This window comes from Pseudomonas sp. GYB4201 (assembly GCF_056312595.1).
The window spans coordinates 1-17,698 of the sequence record NZ_JBWGIG010000009.1; the positions used below are offsets into that span (position 1 = coordinate 1).

Below are 17,698 nucleotides of genomic sequence, written 5' to 3' on the forward strand. Positions count from 1 at the left end.
TCATCCGCTCGACTTGCATGTGTTAGGCCTGCCGCCAGCGTTCAATCTGAGCCATGATCAAACTCTTCAGTTCAATACTGCAATCGGGTTTTGAGAAAACCCTATAAACTTGGCTCAGCAATCGTTGGTTAAACCATGATTTCTCGCGGAGTAACTTATGATGCTGATAATCTTTTTGACTATCAGTCTGAGTCACAAGCACCCACACGAATTGCTTGATTCAATTGTTAAAGAGCGGTTGGTTGATTCTTTCGTCTCAACCGAGGCGCGCATTCTACGCTTTCCTCAGAGCCTGTCAAGCGTTTATTTTGAAGTTTTTCAGAGAATCTCTAACAACTTCAACCACTTGGCTCGCTTCGATCTCTCGTTAGCGGGAGGCGAATTCTACAGCAACTTGCGTTGCTGTCAACTGCCTTTTTCACCGCTTTCGACGTTAAGATCGAAACCTTTCGGAGCTGCTTACTTCGGTTAACTCGTTGAATTTCAAGGAGTTTTCCGTTTCGGTTGCGCCGGAAGTGGGGCGAATTATAGAGAGATTTGGGGGCGGGTCAAGGGTTAATTTCACACAAATGCCATATAGATCAAAAGCATCCCTGCGGGCCACCATATGAAGGCCACCAGGTGCATGCCTTGAGGATTTCAGGCCTCACGACATCGAGCGCCGCCCGCGCGGCGCGACCCGGCCTGCGGCCGGTGCTACCCGTTTGTTTCGGGCCAATTATGTCAGTGGCATCTCCCGGGGCCGCCACTGCCATGACTGGCCCGAAACAGATGTAGGAGCCGGGCTTGCCCGCGATGCGCCGCGCGGGCGGCGCTCGATCTCAAGAACGCAAGAAAAACAACGACTGACACCTGGCGGCCGCCCCCCAATCCCCCACCTATATATAGAAGCCCCTCAAACCACCCCTTCCCCCCGCAACCTCTCCACCTCCCCTCCACAAACCCCCAACACCCTCAACAACACCTCCGCCGTATGCTCCCCCAACAGCGGCGGGGCACGCCTGTACTCCACCGGCGTCTCCGACAGCCGAATTGGGGACGCCACCTGTGGGACGATGCCCGCCAACGCATGGGGCAGCTCCACTGCCAGCCCGCGGGCCTGCACCTGGGGATCGGCAAACACCTGGGCGAGGTCATTGATAGGCCCGCAAGGCACGCCTGCCTGCTCCAGCTGTGCCACCCACTGCGCCGTGGTCTTGAACACCGTGGCCTGGCGAATCAGCGGGATCAATTCGGCACGGTTGGCCACCCGCAGCTTGTTGGTCAGGAAGCGCGGATCATCAGCCCACTGCGGCTGCCCGGCCACCTCGGCGAACTTGCGGAACTGGCTGTCGTTCCCCACGGTAAGGATGAAATCCCCATCGGCCGTAGGAAAGTCCTGATACGGCACTATATTAGGGTGCGCATTGCCCAGCCGTTTCGGTGCCACGCCAGTGGTGAGGTAGTTCATGGCCTGGTTGGCCAGGCAGGCTACCTGCACGTCCAGCAACGCCATGTCGATGTGCTGGCCGCCGCCATGCTGGTCACGGTGGGCGAGGGCGGCCAGGATGGCGACAGTGGAATAGAGGCCGGTGAGGATGTCGGTCAAGGCCACGCCGACTTTCACCGGCCCGGCTCCCTCATCTCCCTCGGGGCGGCCGGTCAGGCTCATCAGCCCGCCCAGCCCCTGAATCATGAAGTCATAGCCCGCGCGCTTGGCGTAGGGGCCGGTCTGGCCGAAGCCGGTGATCGAGCAATAGATAAGCTGCGGGTTCACCGCCTTCAACGAGGCATAGTCCAACCCATACGCTGCCAGGCCACCCACCTTGAAGTTCTCGATGACGATATCCGACTTCGCTGCCAGCTCGCGCACCAGGCGCTGGCCCTCGGGCTGGGTAAAGTCGATGGTCACCGATTGCTTGTTGCGGTTGGCGGACAGGTAGTAAGCAGCCTCGCTGGTGTTCTCGCCTTCTATATCGCGCAGGAAGGGCGGGCCCCAGGCGCGCGTGTCGTCGCCGTTGCCTGGGCGCTCGACCTTGATGACCTCGGCCCCCAGGTCGGCGAGGATCTGCCCGGCCCAAGGGCCGGCCAGCACACGCGACAAATCCAGCACCCTAAGATGTGATAGCGCACCCATGGCCCGGCTCCTTCTATTAATAGAACGCCTGGATGCCGGTCTGCGCACGCCCAAGGATCAGTGCATGCACGTCATGGGTGCCCTCATAGGTGTTGACCACCTCGAGGTTGACCAGGTGGCGGGCCACGCCGAACTCATCGGAGATGCCGTTGCCGCCCATCATGTCGCGGGCCATGCGCGCGATGTCCAGGGACTTGCCGCAGGAGTTGCGCTTCATGATCGAGGTAATTTCCACCGCCGCGGTGCCTTCGTCCTTCATGCGCCCCAGGCGCAGGCAACCCTGCAGGGCCAGGGTGATCTCGGTCTGCATATCGGCCAGCTTCTTCTGGATCAGCTGGTTGGCCGCCAACGGGCGCCCGAACTGCTGGCGATCCAGGGTGTACTGGCGCGCGGTGTGCCAGCAGAACTCTGCCGCACCCAGCGCACCCCATGAGATACCGTAACGCGCCGAGTTCAGGCAGGTGAACGGGCCCTTGAGGCCGCGCACGTCGGGGAAGATGTTTTCTTCAGGGACGAACACGTTATCCATGACGATCTCGCCGGTGATGGACGCACGCAGGCCGACCTTGCCATGAATGGCAGGGGCGCTGAGGCCCTGCCAGCCCTTTTCCAGCACGAAGCCACGAATATCGCCGGCATCGTCCTTGGCCCACACCACGAACACATCGGCGATGGGGCTGTTGGTGATCCACATCTTGTTGCCGGTCAGGCGGTAGCCACCTTCCACCGAGCGCGCACGGGTGATCATGGCGCCCGGGTCGGAGCCATGGTTGGGCTCGGTCAGGCCGAAGCAGCCGATCCACTCGCCACTGGCCAGCTTGGGCAGGTATTTCTGCTTCTGCGCCTCGGTGCCGAATTCGTTGATCGGCACCATCACCAGTGAGCTCTGCACGCTCATCATCGAGCGGTAGCCAGAGTCCACACGCTCTACCTCACGGGCAATCAGGCCGTAGCACACGTAGTTGAGGCCGCTGCCGCCGTACTGCTCGGGAATGGTCGCGCCCAGCAGGCCGATTTCGCCCATCTCGCGGAAGATGGCCGGGTCGGTCTTTTCGTGACGAAACGCTTCCAGCACCCGCGGCGCCAATTTGCCCTGGGCGAACTGCTGGGCGCTGGCGCGCACCATGCGTTCTTCTTCGCTGAGCTGCTGGTCGAGCAGCAGCGGATCGATCCAGTTGAAGCTGGCCTTGGCGCCCATGGTGTGTCCTCGTCGCAAATGAATAGGAATACCTTGATGCTAGGCGCCGAAAGGGCAGGGGACAAACGAGGATTTCGCATAGCCTTGTGCTAATTTCTCACTCCGAGAGGCGATAAAAGCCCAATAAGCGCCTCCACTTGTGAGGTTGCCGTACATGCGCCGCAAAATCCCCAGCACCACCGCGCTCATCTGCTTCGAAGCCGCTGCGCGCCACGAGAGCTTTACCAAGGCCGCCCAGGAGCTTTCCCTCACCCAGGGAGCCGTGTGCCGGCAGATAGGCGGCCTGGAAGCGTTCCTCAATGTCGAACTGTTCCAGCGTTCGCGCCGCGGCGTGAAACTGACCGAGGCCGGTCTTTCCTACAGCCGCCAGGTCGCCACCCAGCTGGACGCCGTGGAACGCGACACGTTGTTGGTGATGGGCCAGCAGGGCAGCAATACCATCGAACTGGCGGTGGTGCCCACTTTCGGCACCCAGTGGCTGCTGCCCAGGCTCAAGGGCTTCCAGCGCGAGCACCCGGACATCACGGTGAACCTCACCAACCGCACCCGGCCATTCCTGTTCGCCGACACCCCCTTCGACGCCGCCATTTATTTCGGCGATGCCGACTGGCCCGGCACCCAGGCCCACCGGCTGATGGGCGAGAACCCGGTGCCAGTGTGCAGCCCAGCGCTGCTGGCGGGCAGGGCACAGCTTGACGCCCAGGCCATCGCCCAGCTGCCGCTGCTGCAACAGACCACGCGCCCCTACGCCTGGCGCCAGTGGTTCAACAGCCTGGGAATGAACCTGAGCCGAGACATGACAGGCCCGCGCTATGAACTATTCTCCATGCTTTCCCAGGCCGCCATGCACGACATGGGTATTGCGCTGATCCCGCCATTCCTGATCCAGCGCGAGCTGGAGGAAAGCAGGCTGGTGGTCGCCAACGCCCACGCACTGGCTAGCCACAAGGCCTATTACCTGATGATTGCCGAGCGCAAGGTCGAATCCGCCTCGATGAAGGCGTTTCGTGATTGGCTGGCGGCCGAGTCAATTCGCTATGTAGTTGATCATCAAGGAAATGGCGCAAAAGTAACTATGTAGTCCATAAATATGGAAACCTACAGATGTAAGGAAATGTCGTTTTTACGAAGACTGTTATGGCTGCCTGTAAAATTTGCTGAACACCCCGTTCTACATGGCCTACAGCCCTTTTTCCGGGTCATTTCGCGCTATTCATCGGAACAATGTAAAAAAATATTAAAACCCTACAGAAAAGCTGGAAAGCCCGAGCCACCGGGGCTCGACCGGGTATGTTGCGGCAATCGGTCACAGGGTGACTTGTAGTGTTTCGTCCGTCACCCTTCATAACTGGTTGAAGGCCTGCAATAACGCCTGCAAAATGCCGCGCCCCGCCGCAATCAGGCGGGATCGTGCTGATCGGCCGCCCCAGATGCGCCATCCGTAGTGCGCTGGTTAACTCAATAAGATCAAGCAGGAGATTTGACGTGCACATTGGTGTTCCTCTCGAAACGCAGACGGGCGAAACACGGGTTGCTGCAACCCCGGAAACCATCAAGAAACTGATTGGCCAAGGCCACAAGGTCACTGTCCAGAGTGGCGCCGGCGTCAATGCCAGCGTGACCGACAGCGCCTATGAAGCCGCCGGCGCAGTCATTGGCAGCGCTGCCGATGCCTTCGGTGCCGAGCTGATCCTGAAGGTGGTTGCCCCCAACGACGCAGAACTGGCGCAGATCAAGAGCGGCACCGTTCTGGTCGGCATGCTCAACCCGTTCAACAACGAAACCATCGCCAAGATGGCCGAACGCGGCATTACCGCCTTTGCCCTGGAAGCCGCCCCGCGTACTTCCCGCGCGCAGAGCCTGGACGTGCTGAGCTCGCAGGCCAACATCGCCGGCTACAAAGCCGTGCTGCTGGCCGCCCATCACTACCCGCGCTTCATGCCTATGCTGATGACCGCCGCCGGCACCGTGAAGGCTGCCCGCGTGCTGATCCTGGGCGCCGGTGTTGCCGGCCTGCAGGCCATCGCCACGGCCAAGCGCCTGGGTGCGGTGATCGAGGCGTCGGACGTGCGTCCTGCGGTGAAGGAGCAGATCGAGTCGCTGGGCGCCAAGTTCATCGATGTGCCGTACGAGACTGACGAAGAGCGCGAGTGCGCCGAAGGCGTCGGCGGTTACGCCCGCCCGATGCCGGCCAGCTGGATGCAGCGCCAGGCCCAGGCCGTGCACGAACGCGCCAAGGCCTCCGACATCGTCATCACCACCGCGCTGATCCCGGGCCGCAAGGCGCCGACCCTGCTGAGCGCCGAAACCGTCGCGCAGATGAAACCAGGCTCGGTGGTCATCGACCTGGCTGCCGCACAAGGCGGCAACTGCCCGCTGACCGTGGCCGACCAGGTAGTGGTCGAGAACGGCGTGATCATCTGTGGCCCTACCAACCTGGCTGCCATGGTCGGTGCCGATGCCTCGGCGCTGTACGCACGCAACCTGCTGGACTTCATGAAGCTGGTGTTCGACAAGGACGGCCAGTTCACGATCAACCTTGAAGACGACATCGTCGCTGCGTGCCTGATGTGCCGCGACGGCCAAGTCATCCGCAAGAACGGCTGAGGACAATAACAATGGAAGACATGCTGATCTCCCACGGCGTCTATAACCTGATCATCTTCGTGCTGGCGATCTACGTCGGCTACCACGTGGTCTGGAACGTCACACCTGCCCTGCACACCCCGCTGATGGCCGTTACCAACGCCATCTCGGCCATCGTCATCGTTGGCGCCATGCTGGCTGCCGCCCTGACCGTGACCCCGCTGGGCAAGATCATGGGCACCCTGGCCGTGGCCCTGGCCGCGGTCAACGTATTCGGTGGCTTCCTGGTGACGCGCCGCATGCTGGAAATGTTCAAGAAGAAGGCGCCGAAAGCGTCCGCCGAGGTGAAAAAGTAACATGAGCATGAACCTCGTCACTCTTCTGTACCTTGTAGCCTCGATCTGCTTCATCCAGGCGCTCAAGGGCCTGTCGCACCCGACCACGTCGCGTCGCGGCAATATGTTCGGCATGCTGGGCATGACCCTGGCCGTGCTGACCACCGTCGGCCTGATCTACAAGCTGGGCGCCGAGCTGGCCACCGGCGGCATCGCCTACGTGATCGTCGGCCTGTTGGTCGGCGGCACCGCCGGTTCGATCATGGCCAAGCGCGTGGAAATGACCAAGATGCCCGAGCTGGTCGCCTTCATGCACAGCATGATCGGCCTGGCCGCGGTGTTCATCGCCATTGCCGCCGTGGTCGAGCCACAGTCGCTGGGCATCGTCCCGGCCCTGGGCGACGCCATCCCTACCGGTAACCGCCTGGAGCTGTTCCTGGGCGCGGCCATCGGTGCCATCACCTTCTCCGGTTCGGTGATTGCCTTCGGCAAGCTGTCGGGCAAGTACAAGTTCCGCCTGTTCCAGGGCGCACCGGTACAGTTCGCCGGCCAGCACAAGCTGAACCTGGTATTGGGCCTGGCTACCCTGGCCCTGGGCCTGACCTTCATGTTCACCGGCAGCTACGGCGCCTTCGCGCTGATGCTGGCCCTGGCGTTCGTGATGGGCGTGCTGATCATCATCCCGATCGGCGGCGCCGACATGCCGGTAGTCGTGTCGATGCTCAACAGCTACTCGGGTTGGGCAGCCGCCGGTATCGGCTTCTCGCTGAACAACTCGATGCTGATCATCGCAGGCTCCCTGGTGGGTTCGTCGGGTGCGATCCTGTCGTACATCATGTGCAAGGCCATGAACCGCTCGTTCTTCAACGTGATCGGCGGCGGCTTCGGCGGCGCGACCGACGTTGGCGGCCCAGCGGGTGCAAAAGAAGCCCGCCCGGTGAAATCCGGTTCGGCTGACGACGCCACCTTCCTGCTGACCAACGCCGACACCGTGATCATCGTTCCCGGCTACGGCCTGGCAGTGGCCCGTGCCCAGCACGCGCTGAAAGAGCTGACCGAGAAGCTGACCCACAACGGCGTGACCGTGAAGTACGCGATCCACCCGGTTGCCGGCCGTATGCCCGGCCACATGAACGTACTGCTGGCCGAGGCCGAGGTGCCGTACGACCAGGTGTTCGAGATGGACGACATCAACTCCGAGTTCGGCCAGGCCGACGTGGTGCTGGTGCTGGGTGCCAACGACGTGGTCAACCCTGCCGCCAAGAACGATCCGAAGTCGCCGATCGCCGGCATGCCGATCCTGGAAGCCTTCAAGGCCAAGACCATCATCGTCAACAAGCGCTCGATGGCCAGCGGCTACGCCGGCCTGGACAACGAACTGTTCTACCTGGACAAGACCATGATGGTGTTCGGTGACGCGAAGAAGGTCATCGAAGACATGGTCAAGGCTGTCGAATGACGGCTTGATCCACGGCAATACCCAAAACCCCGGCGCTGGTTAGGCTGGGGTTTTTTATTTCCGATATACCTTGGTCTTAGAAACGCCCCCGCCGGCCTGGGTTTACGACCTAAGTCGTGGGACGAATTTTTTTCAAATCACTAGACTGCGCAACAGCTCCGCTACCCGAGATAACAAAACATGTACCGTGACCGTATCCGCTTGGACGCCTTGCAGAGCAAGGTGATGAGTGCGGCTGATGCCGCTGCCCTGATCAAGGACGGCATGACCGTCGGCATGAGCGGCTTTACCCGCGCAGGCGAAGCCAAGGCCGTGCCCCACGCACTGGCCGAGCGCGCCAAGCAGACACCGCTGCAGATCACCCTGATGACCGGCGCGAGCCTGGGCAACGACCTGGACAAGCAGCTGACCGAGGCCGGCGTGCTGGCCCGGCGCATGCCGTTCCAGGTCGACAGCACCCTGCGCAAGGCCATCAACGACGGCAAGGTGATGTTCATCGACCAGCACCTGTCCGACACCGTCGAGCAGCTGCGCAACAGCCAGATCAAGCCGGTGGACCTGGCCGTGATCGAGTGCGTGGCTATCACCGAGGAAGGCCACCTGGTGCTCAGCACCTCGGTGGGCAACTCCGCCAGCTTCGCCATCCTGGCCAAGGAAGTGATCGTCGAAATCAACCTGTCGCAGCCCCTGGAGCTCGAAGGCCTGCACGACGTCTACATCCCCAGCTACCGCCCGACGCGCCTGCCTATCCCGGTGCTGAAGGCTGACAGCCGCATCGGCAGCGGCGCGGTGAAGATCGACCCGGCGAAGATCGTCGGCATCGTCATCAGCAACCAGCCCGACTCGCCGTCCACCGTGCTGCCGCCGGACGACGAGACCCAGGCCATCGCCGACCACCTGGTGGACTTCTTCAAGAGCGAAGTGGCCGAAGGGCGCCTGACCAACAGCCTGATGCCGTTGCAAGCAGGCATCGGCACCATCGCCAACGCCGTGATGTGCGGCCTGGTGGACTCGCCGTTCGAGAACCTGACCATGTACTCCGAAGTACTGCAGGACTCGACCTTCGACCTGTTCGACGCCGGCAAGCTGGAATTCGCCTCGGGCAGCTCCATGACCCTCTCGGCCAAGAAACACGCCGAGGTGTTCAGCGACTTCAACCGCTACAAGTCGCGCCTGGTGCTGCGCCCGCAGGAAATCTCCAACCACCCGGAGGTGATCCGTCGCCTGGGCATCATCGGCATCAACACCGCGCTGGAGTTCGACCTGTACGGCAACGTCAACTCCACCCACGTGTGCGGCACCAAAATGATGAACGGCATCGGCGGCTCGGGCGACTTTGCCCGCAACGCCCACCTGGCCATCTTCGTCACCAAGTCGATTGCCAAGGGCGGCGCCATTTCCAGCGTGGTGCCCATGGTCAGCCACGTGGACCACACCGAGCATGACGTGGACATCCTCGTCACCGAGGTGGGCCTGGCCGACCTGCGTGGCCTGGCGCCGCGCGAGCGCGCCCGGGCGATCATCGACAACTGCGTGCACCCAAGCTACCGCGCGGCGCTGAACGAGTACTTCGAAGCAGCTTGCGCCCGTGGCGGCCACACCCCGCACATCCTGCGCGACGCCCTGCAATGGCACAGCAACCTGGAAGAAACCGGGCGCATGCTGGCCGTGTGAGGCAACACAGTTGGCAGCTGATGCAAGGCAATAGCGTATCAGTTGCCCAACTGTTCAAAGATACTTTCTAAATCTGTACTGCTGTACCGGTAAAAACCCCGCCTCGATCCCCTCCAAAACCTCGATATTGATCAAAAATGCACCATTCAGGTGCTGACCGATACAGTTGGCCTGATTTTGGGTCAAACAGTCGCCTTAAACAGTTAACTGAACCCTCACAATACAAATGAACTGTGCCTGCATTTCTTGACTGCACAGGAGGATCATAGGCACCAGTAGAAACCAACTAGCCAAGCCCGCCACAAGCGGAAGGATGTCAACCATGGAACGTACACTCAGTTCCGACCTGCTTTTCCAGAACAGCTCCGAAGAAACCCGCACTTCGTTCCCACTGCGCGTTATCAGCAACCTGATGCTGTGGCAGCGCCGCATCGCCAGCCGCCATCAACTGGCCCGTCTGGACGCCCGCCTGCTGGCCGACGCTGGTATCAGCGAAGCACAGCGTTGCGAAGAGCTGAGCAAGCCTTTCTGGCGTTGATGCAACACCCCGCTGGCCCGTTTTCGCCAGCAACCTGAATTCGATCGAAGCCCGTCACTGGCAACAGTGACGGGCTTTGTCGTTTCCGTCGCCTGGCAAATGGTTCGTAGCCGCTGCCGAAGGCTGCGCTGGCCTTCGCGTGCACTGAAAATCTTTAGCGTGGGGGAGGGCCAGCGCAGCCTGGCGGCAGCGGCTACAGATACAGTCTTCGAATCACATAACAATACCAGTACAGTTCAAATTTTATGAAACTTCCTGTTTCAGATCTCCACCCACTGAACTAAATCGGCAACAATTGTCTGACATGCGCGTGCACCCGCGACGTAACGCGGCCGGTACAACGTGCGTCTGATGTAAAGTGCTGCACTTTTGCCCTAGTCCGCTCAGGAGATTGACCATGATCCGTTCCCGTCTGCTTGGCGCCTCGCTGCTGCTGGCCCTGTCCTGCGGCGCGCATGCCTCAAGCTTCATCGTCACCACTGATGCCATCGTGGGCGCCACCAAGGCCACCAGCGACGCCACCTCCGACGCCACCGCGTCGCTGCGCGACAAGAAGGTCGTGCTCGAAGCCCGTGACGACGCCGCCAGCTTCGTCGCCAGCCAGGGCGCCGTGCGCGGTGCGCGCCTGGAATGCGCGTTTGCCTACATTCGCCAGCAGAACCCGGCGCTGCAGGCCACCGACGCGCAACTGGCCCAGGCCATCGTTGCCATCTGATCGAGTGCCAGTCAGGTATTTTCTAGACTTATGCGTGTTCCGTTTTCCCGTTTCCTTGCTCTTGCATCGCTGATCGCCAACGCCTGGTCGTGCCAGGCCCTGGCCTTCGACACCACCACCCAGGGCGTGGTCGCCAGCGGCTACATCACCAGCCAGGTGACCACTGCGCCGTTCGACCGCAAACTGGTGCGCGCCGCCCAGGACGACGCCGCGGCCTATGTTGCCACCGACGGCCAACTGGCCGGCGCGCGGCTGGAATCAGCGATCAGTTACCTGCGCCAGCACCACGCTGGCGTTCATGCCAGCGACCTTGAACTGGCGCAGGCAATTCTCGTCCAATAATTACTCCCTGTCCTTGGAGACACCCCCATGCGTACCCCGTTGATTGCCGCCACCCTGGGCCTGCTGTTGCTGGCCGATGTGGCTTCGGCGCATACCCTGCAGCAAACCAGCAACATGATCGTGCGTGCATCCAACCGCACCATCAACTTCACCTCCGACACCACCACCTCGATCCGTGACTCGAAAGTGGTACGCGACGCCCAGGACGACGCCGCCAGCTACGTGGCCAGCAACGGCACCATCCGTGGCGCCCAACTGGAAGCCGCCCTGGTGGCCGTGCGCGCCCAGGTGCCGGAAGCCAAGGACGCCAGCGACCAGGAACTCGCGCAGGCCATCCTCGCACTGTGAGGTACCTCAACGCCTGGCTGCTGACCTGCGCCCTGTTGCTCACTGGCACGGGCGCGCAGGCCGCCTTGCAGTTGCACCTGCAGACCGAAGGGCTGACGGCGCAACAACAGCAGGCCAGCCAGGCGTTGCTTGATGAAGCGATGCGCGACCTGCCGCCCAGCTTCGTGCAGCGGCTGGACCGGCGTATCGACGTCGACTGGTCGGCGCACATGCCCGACAACGCCTACGGGCAGGCTGCGGCAGTTTCCAGCCTCGACCTCAACGTCAAGCTGCTGCCCAGCCTGACGGATGGCACCGCCGCCACTACCCAGACTCACCGCCCCCACGGCACCGTGCGCGAAGAGCTGCTGGCGACCGTGCTGCACGAGCTGACCCACATCTACGACCGCGCCCGCCTGTGGCCCGAGTCCGACCGCATTCTGTTCAACCGCTGCCAGCGCTACAGCGCCAGCCTCGGCCAAGTGGGCCTGCCGGGCGAATGCCGCGGCCAGACCGAGCGCCGCTTCACCCTCAGCGACGACCCGCGCCTGCTGGACCTGGCCGGCTGGCCGCAATCGGTCGGCAAGCGCGGCGAACGCGACGACCCCAACCGCCAGGTCGTGCGCAGCCCCGACATTTATGAAGTCACCAACCCGCTGGAATTCGTGGCGGTGAACATGGAGTACTTCCTGCTGGACCCCGAATACGGCTGCCGCCGCCCGGAGCTGTACGAGTACTACAAGAATCACTTCGGCTGGGCCCCGGCCAACCCCACCCCGTGCCAGGCCGCCTTGCCGTTCCTCAACGCCGGCAATGACTTCGGCCGCACGCCCCTTGGCAGCATCGACCCCGAGCGCGTGTACGAGGTGGACTACCTGCTGGCCGAAGCCAACCAGAACTGGGTAAGCCGCTGGGGCCACAGCATGATCCGCCTGGTGATCTGCGCCCCCGGCCGCCCGCGCGGCCCGGACTGCCGCCTGGACCTGGACCGCAGCCTGGTGCTGTCGTACCGCGCCTTCGTCAACGACGTGCAACTGTCCACCTGGAGCGGCCTCACCGGCGGCTACCCGTCGCGGCTGTTCGTGCTGCCCCTGGGCCAGGTGATCGACGAGTACACCAAGACCGAACTGCGCAGCCTGGCCTCGGTGCCGCTCAAGCTCACCCGCAACGAGATCGAGTCGCTGGTGCGCCACGCCGCCGAGATGCACTGGAGCTACGACGGCAACTATTACTTCGTGTCCAACAACTGCGCGGTGGAAACCCTGAAACTGCTGCGCGCCGGCACCCACAACGCCAAGTTCGACGACCTCGACAGCATCGTGCCCAACGGCCTGCTGCAGGTGATGGAAGCCCGCGGCATCGCCGACACCAGCGTGCTCAAGGACCCGCGCGAAGCCCTGCGCCTGGGCTACCGCTTCGATTCCTACCGCGACCGCTACCAGGCGATGTTCGACATCCTCAAAAAGCAGCTGCCCATCCCGCAAGACAAGGTCGAGGACTGGATGGGCCTGGAGCCCAAGCAGCGTGAACCCTGGTTCGCCAAGGCCGACCTGCGCACCAGCGCCGCCTTGCTGCTGCTGGAACAGGCCAGCCTGCGCCGGCAACTGCTGCTGGCCCAGGACGAGGTCAAGCAACGCTACCTGAACGGCCGCGCCGCCAACGACACCAGCCTGGTCAACGCCAACAAGACCTTGCAGGCCATGCTCGCCAACAGCGGCTTCCTCAGCCGCCCGGCGGAATTGCTGGACAGTGGCGGCTACGGCCTGCCGCAGAAGGCCGAGTTCAAGCGCCTGGAATCGGAAAGCGCCCAGCGCCAGAAACAGCTGCAGACCCTGAGCGTGGACCTGGACAAGGAAGTACGCGCGCTGCTCGAACCCCAGCGCGCCGCCGAGATCGCCGCCACCGAGGCCAACATCAAGGTGGTGGCCGACCACCTGCGCACCCTGCACAAAGCCGCCGGCGGCCTGATCCTGCCCTGATAGCCCCTGTAGCCGCTGCCGAAGGCTGCGCTGGCCCTATGCCTCGCTGAAGATTTGCAGTGACCATCAGGGCCAGCGCAGCCTGGCGGCAGCGGCTACGGCGCGTGTCCTCGAAAGGTTGCCGAAAGCTTCAACCACTAGCATCGCCATCACCACCGGCACAGACCGGCGCTACCAAAAACAACAATGGTGATCCTGATGCCCTGCATGCCTTACCCCCACGCTGTCCGCTCGCTCGTACTCCATCGCCTGCGCGCCTTGCGCTGAAGCCCATCTGGAGTACCCCCCATGCTGACTTTCCTTGGCTTCGCCATGGTCATCACGTTCATGTGCCTGATCATGACCAAACGCCTGTCCGCGCTGATCGCGCTGATCATCATCCCCATCCTGTTCGCCCTGTTCGGCGGCTTCGGGCCGAAGATCGGGCCGATGATGCTCGAAGGCATCACCAAGCTGGCGCCCACGGGCGTGATGCTGATGTTCGCCATCCTGTACTTCGCCCTGATGATCGACTCCGGCCTGTTCGACCCGGCCGTGCGCAAAATCCTCAAGCTGGTCAAAGGTGACCCGCTGAAGGTCTCGGTAGGCACCGCCGTACTCGCGCTGGTGGTGTCGCTGGACGGCGACGGCGCCACCACCTACATGATCTGCGTGGCCGCCATGCTGCCGCTGTACAGCCGCCTGGGCATGAGCCCGCGGATCATGGCGGGGCTGATCATCCTCGCCGGCGGGGTGATGAACATGACCCCCTGGGGCGGCCCCACCGCGCGCGCCGCCAGCGCCTTGCACGTCGACCCGTCGGCGATCTTCGTGCCGATGATCCCGGCCATGCTCGCCGGCGTGCTGGCGATCCTGGCCATCGCCTACGGCTACGGCAAGAAAGAACGCGCACGCCTGGGTGAGCTGCACCTGCCGGGCGATGAGCCCGATCACGGCGACATCAGCGTGTCGCAATACCCGGACGCCCGTAGGCCGAAGCTGCTGTGGTTCAACGGCGCCCTGACCCTGGCGCTGATGGCCGCGCTGATCGCCGGCCTGCTGCCGCTGCCGGTGCTGTTCATGATCGCCTTCAGCATCGCCATGATCGTCAACTACCCGTGCCTGCAGATGCAGAAAGAACGCATCGCCGCCCACAGCGGCAGCGTGCTGGCGGTGGTGGGGCTGATTTTCGCCGCGGGCATTTTCACCGGCATCCTCAGCGGCACCGGCATGGTCGACGCCATGTCCAAGAGCCTGCTGGCAGTGATCCCGGATGCGCTGGGCCCGTACCTGGCAGTGATCACCGCGCTGGTGAGCATGCCGTTCACCTTCTTCATGTCCAACGATGCATTTTATTACGGGGTGTTACCGGTTCTGGCCGAAGCCGCCAGCCATTACGGCATCAGCGCGGTGGACATGGCCAGGGCCTCGATCGTCGGCCAGCCCGTGCATTTGCTGAGCCCGCTGGTACCCTCCACCTACCTGCTGGTCGCCCTGGCAGGCATCGAATTCGGTGACCACCAGCGCTTTACCCTCAAGTGGGCAGTGCTGGTATGCCTGTGCATAATGTTCGCCGCGCTGCTGCTGGGCACGTTCCCGCTGTTCGGCAACGCCTGACGCTTTATCTACCGAAGGCGCACCGCACTGCACGGTGCGCCTCACAACGCTCGAAGGAAAACACATGGAATGGCTGACCAACCCGGAACTCTGGGTTGCCTTTTTCACCCTGACCGCACTGGAAATCGTGCTGGGCATCGACAATATCATCATGATCTCGATCCTGGTCAGCCGCATGCCCAAGGCCATGCAGCCGCGCACGCGGATCTTCGGCCTGGCGCTGGCGATGATCACGCGGATCCTGTTGCTGCTGTCCATCACCTGGGTCATGCGCCTGACCAGCGACCTGTTCACGGTCTTCGGCCAGGGCATTTCCGGCCGTGACCTGATCCTGTTCTTCGGCGGCCTGTTCCTGCTATGGAAAAGCTCCCAGGAGATCTACCAGGGCATGGAAGGCGAGGAAGAAGAGGGCGACGAGCCGAAAGGCAAGGGTGGCAACTTCCTCTACACCATCATCCAGATCGCCATCATCGACATCGTGTTCTCGCTGGACTCGGTGATCACCGCCGTGGGCATGGTCTCCAACGTGCCGGTGATGGTCGCGGCGATCATCGTCGCGGTGCTGGTGATGATGCTGGCCTCGGGCACCATCAGCAATTTCATCGACAAGCACCCGTCGCTGAAGATGCTGGCGCTGTCCTTCCTGCTGGTGGTGGGCACCGTGCTGATCGCCGAGGCCTTCGACGTGCATGTGCCCAAGGGCTACGTGTATTTCGCCATGGCGTTCTCGCTGGCGGTGGAGGCGATCAACATCAAGATGCGCACCGCAATGGCGAAAAAGAAGAAACTTCGCGAGCAGGACGCAGGTCAATAGCAAAGCCTGCTGCACGGAAAGGGGCCTTCAGGGCCCCTTTTTTGTTGCCGATGCAACCCGTAGCCGCTGCCGCAGGCTGCGCTGGCCCTCTGCCTCGCTGGAGATCCCCAGTGATCATCAGGGCCAGCGCAGCCTGGCGGCAGCGGCTACGAATACGTCCGAGCAAATGTTACAGTTTTGTTTCAGCGGCGCATTTCTTGTGCGATGCTGGCGCTACGGCCCATGGCCGACTACAGCTTAAACAAGCGTCACATAAAAGTTTTTTACTAACACTGACGCTGCCGCACATTCATCTACCCCCGTGTTCGGGGGCCTTCCACAGGGGGCCTTTTCCATGCTGACCCTGCTCAATCTGCTTTCGGCAGTGGCACTGCTGATCTGGGGCACGCACATTGTGCGTACGGGCATCCTGCGCGTGTACGGTTCAAACCTGCGCCGCCTGTTGAGCCAGAACATGTCCAAGCGACCGCTGGCGTTCATCGCCGGCATCCTGGTGACCGCCGTGGTGCAGAGCAGCAACGCCACCGCCATGCTCACCACCTCGTTCGTCGGCCAGGGCCTGATGACCCTGACCCCGGCGCTGGCGATCATGCTGGGCGCCGACGTCGGTACCGCGCTGATGTCGCGGGTGCTGACGTTCGACCTGTCGTGGCTGTCGCCGCTGCTGATCTTCCTCGGGGTGATTTTCTTCCTCTCGCGCAAGCAGACCCGCGTCGGCCAGATGGGCCGCGTGGGCATCGGCCTGGGCCTGATTGTGCTGGCCTTGCAGCTGATCGTCGAAGCCGCGGCGCCCATCACTCACGCCCAGGGCGTGAAGGTGCTGTTTGCCTCGCTGACCGGCGACATCCTGCTCGACGCCATCGTCGGCGCGCTGTTCGCCATGATCTCCTATTCCAGCCTGGCGGCCGTGCTGCTCACCGCCACCCTGGCGGAAGCCGGGGTGATCAGCCTGCCCGTCGCGATTGGCCTGGTGATTGGCGCCAACATCGGCAGCGGCCTGCTGGCCTTCCTTTCCACCAGCATGCAGAACACCGCCGGCCGGCAGGTAGCGTTGGGCAGCCTGCTGTACAAGCTGATCGGCCTGTTGCTGATCGTGCCGGTGCTCAACCCGCTGGCGCACTGGATGGACAGCCTGACCTACGACCCCACCAGCCTGGTCATCGGCTTCCACCTGCTCTACAACACTGTGCGCTGCCTGCTGATGCTCGGCACCGTCGGCCCCATGTCGCGGCTGTGCAGCTGGCTGCTGCCCCAGCGCGAAGACGCCAACGGCACCGCCAAGCCACGGCACCTGGACCTCACCGCCCTGGAAACCCCCAGCCTGGCGCTGGCCAACGCGGTGCGCGAAACCCTGCGCATCGGCGACCTGGTGGAAAGCATGCTCGGCGCCGCCCTCAACGTGCTGCGCGGCAGCCAGACTGCCGTGACCCAGGCGGTGCGCAGCCAGGGCGAGGACGTCGAGGTGCTGTACAGCGCCATCAAGCTGTACCTGGCGCAGATGCCCCGCGAAGACCTCAGCGAGCAGGACAGCCGGCGCTGGGCGGAAATCATCGAACTGGCCATCAACCTCAAGCTGGCCAGCGACCTGATCGAACGCATGCTGCGCAAGATCCAGCAGCAGAAGACCTCCCAGCGCCGCGAGTTTTCCGAGGTGGGCCTGGAAGAGCTGGCCGGGCTGCACAACCAGCTCATGGCCAACCTGCGCCTGGGCCTGTCGGTGTTCCTCAGCGGCGACCCGGAAAGCGCGCGCCAGCTGTTGCGGGAAAAACGCCGTTTCCGTGCCCAGGAGCGTCGCCTGGCCCATGCCCACGTGAGCCGCCTGCAGCGCAAAGTGGTACAAAGCATTGAAACCAGCTCGCTGCACCTGGAGCTGATCGCCGACATGAAGCGGCTGAACTCGCTGTTCTGTGGCAGCGCCTACGTGGTGCTGGAAAACATTGATACCGGAGCCCTGCAAACCGATGCTGTTCCCGACGATGCGCATTCGCCTTGAACGTCCGCTGCCCCCGGCAGTCTGTT

15 protein-coding genes and 1 rRNA gene are annotated in these 17,698 nt (G+C 62.7%); 13 read left to right on the forward strand and 3 right to left on the reverse strand.

Features of this window, described 5'->3' with window-relative positions; translation table 11 throughout:
* The 3 genes from AC0Z2B_RS10410 to AC0Z2B_RS10420 form a co-directional block, all read right to left on the reverse strand.
* Positions 1 to 73: ribosomal RNA gene (locus AC0Z2B_RS10410) — 16S ribosomal RNA — on the reverse strand; the annotation flags it as partial.
* 822 nt (positions 74 to 895) lie between these two features.
* Positions 896 to 2,116 carry a CaiB/BaiF CoA transferase family protein gene (locus AC0Z2B_RS10415; RefSeq protein ID WP_476296504.1) on the reverse strand — a complete coding sequence of 407 codons (1,221 nt, stop codon included), beginning with the start codon at positions 2,114 to 2,116 and terminating at the stop codon, positions 896 to 898.
* Between the two features lie 16 nt (positions 2,117 to 2,132).
* The gene (locus AC0Z2B_RS10420; RefSeq protein WP_476296506.1) at positions 2,133 to 3,314 is read right to left on the reverse strand and encodes an acyl-CoA dehydrogenase; all 1,182 of its coding nucleotides are present in this window, start codon (positions 3,312 to 3,314) and stop codon (positions 2,133 to 2,135) included.
* A 154-nt stretch (positions 3,315 to 3,468) separates the two neighbouring features.
* Here AC0Z2B_RS10420 and AC0Z2B_RS10425 point away from each other — a divergent pair, with 154 nt between their 5' ends.
* From AC0Z2B_RS10425 to AC0Z2B_RS10485, 13 genes are all read left to right on the forward strand, one after another.
* Positions 3,469 to 4,395 carry a LysR family transcriptional regulator gene (locus tag AC0Z2B_RS10425; RefSeq protein ID WP_476296508.1) on the forward strand — a complete coding sequence of 309 codons (927 nt, stop codon included), beginning with the start codon at positions 3,469 to 3,471 and terminating at the stop codon, positions 4,393 to 4,395.
* A gap of 404 nt (positions 4,396 to 4,799) precedes the next feature.
* Positions 4,800 to 5,921 carry a Re/Si-specific NAD(P)(+) transhydrogenase subunit alpha gene (locus AC0Z2B_RS10430; RefSeq protein ID WP_416421766.1) on the forward strand — a complete coding sequence of 374 codons (1,122 nt, stop codon included), beginning with the start codon at positions 4,800 to 4,802 and terminating at the stop codon, positions 5,919 to 5,921.
* An 11-nt stretch (positions 5,922 to 5,932) separates the two neighbouring features.
* Positions 5,933 to 6,256 carry an NAD(P) transhydrogenase subunit alpha part 2 gene (locus AC0Z2B_RS10435; protein ID WP_008367291.1) on the forward strand — a complete coding sequence of 108 codons (324 nt, stop codon included), beginning with the start codon at positions 5,933 to 5,935 and terminating at the stop codon, positions 6,254 to 6,256.
* Position 6,257: 1 nt separating this feature from the next.
* Positions 6,258 to 7,694 carry an NAD(P)(+) transhydrogenase (Re/Si-specific) subunit beta gene (locus AC0Z2B_RS10440; protein WP_476296510.1) on the forward strand — a complete coding sequence of 479 codons (1,437 nt, stop codon included), beginning with the start codon at positions 6,258 to 6,260 and terminating at the stop codon, positions 7,692 to 7,694.
* Between the two features lie 180 nt (positions 7,695 to 7,874).
* On the forward strand, positions 7,875 to 9,368 hold the full coding sequence (locus tag AC0Z2B_RS10445) for an acetyl-CoA hydrolase/transferase family protein (protein WP_476296511.1): 1,494 nt from the start codon (positions 7,875 to 7,877) through the stop codon (positions 9,366 to 9,368).
* Between the two features lie 322 nt (positions 9,369 to 9,690).
* Entirely contained in the window at positions 9,691 to 9,906 is a 216-nt protein-coding gene (locus AC0Z2B_RS10450; RefSeq protein WP_416421763.1) for a DUF1127 domain-containing protein, read from the forward strand.
* Positions 9,907 to 10,303: 397 nt separating this feature from the next.
* Complete coding sequence (locus AC0Z2B_RS10455) at positions 10,304 to 10,621, forward strand: DUF2388 domain-containing protein (RefSeq protein WP_416421762.1); 318 nt, start codon at positions 10,304 to 10,306, stop codon at positions 10,619 to 10,621.
* A gap of 30 nt (positions 10,622 to 10,651) precedes the next feature.
* Positions 10,652 to 10,963: a DUF2388 domain-containing protein gene (locus AC0Z2B_RS10460; RefSeq protein ID WP_476296514.1), complete on the forward strand. Its 312-nt coding sequence runs from the start codon at positions 10,652 to 10,654 to the stop codon at positions 10,961 to 10,963.
* A gap of 27 nt (positions 10,964 to 10,990) precedes the next feature.
* Positions 10,991 to 11,311 carry a DUF2388 domain-containing protein gene (locus tag AC0Z2B_RS10465; protein ID WP_416421760.1) on the forward strand — a complete coding sequence of 107 codons (321 nt, stop codon included), beginning with the start codon at positions 10,991 to 10,993 and terminating at the stop codon, positions 11,309 to 11,311.
* The gene (locus AC0Z2B_RS10470) at positions 11,308 to 13,269 is read left to right on the forward strand and encodes a DUF7844 domain-containing protein (RefSeq protein WP_476296516.1); all 1,962 of its coding nucleotides are present in this window, start codon (positions 11,308 to 11,310) and stop codon (positions 13,267 to 13,269) included. Before AC0Z2B_RS10465 ends, AC0Z2B_RS10470 begins: the two co-directional genes overlap by 4 nt.
* Positions 13,270 to 13,557: 288 nt before the next feature.
* Positions 13,558 to 14,865: a CitMHS family transporter gene (locus AC0Z2B_RS10475; protein WP_476296518.1), complete on the forward strand. Its 1,308-nt coding sequence runs from the start codon at positions 13,558 to 13,560 to the stop codon at positions 14,863 to 14,865.
* A gap of 64 nt (positions 14,866 to 14,929) precedes the next feature.
* Positions 14,930 to 15,679, forward strand: a complete 750-nt coding sequence (locus AC0Z2B_RS10480; RefSeq protein ID WP_476296520.1) for a TerC family protein — start codon at positions 14,930 to 14,932, stop codon at positions 15,677 to 15,679.
* A 334-nt stretch (positions 15,680 to 16,013) separates the two neighbouring features.
* A complete protein-coding gene (locus AC0Z2B_RS10485) occupies positions 16,014 to 17,672 on the forward strand; it encodes a Na/Pi cotransporter family protein (RefSeq protein WP_416421756.1) in 1,659 nt (552 codons plus the stop codon).
* Positions 17,673 to 17,698 lie beyond the last annotated feature (26 nt).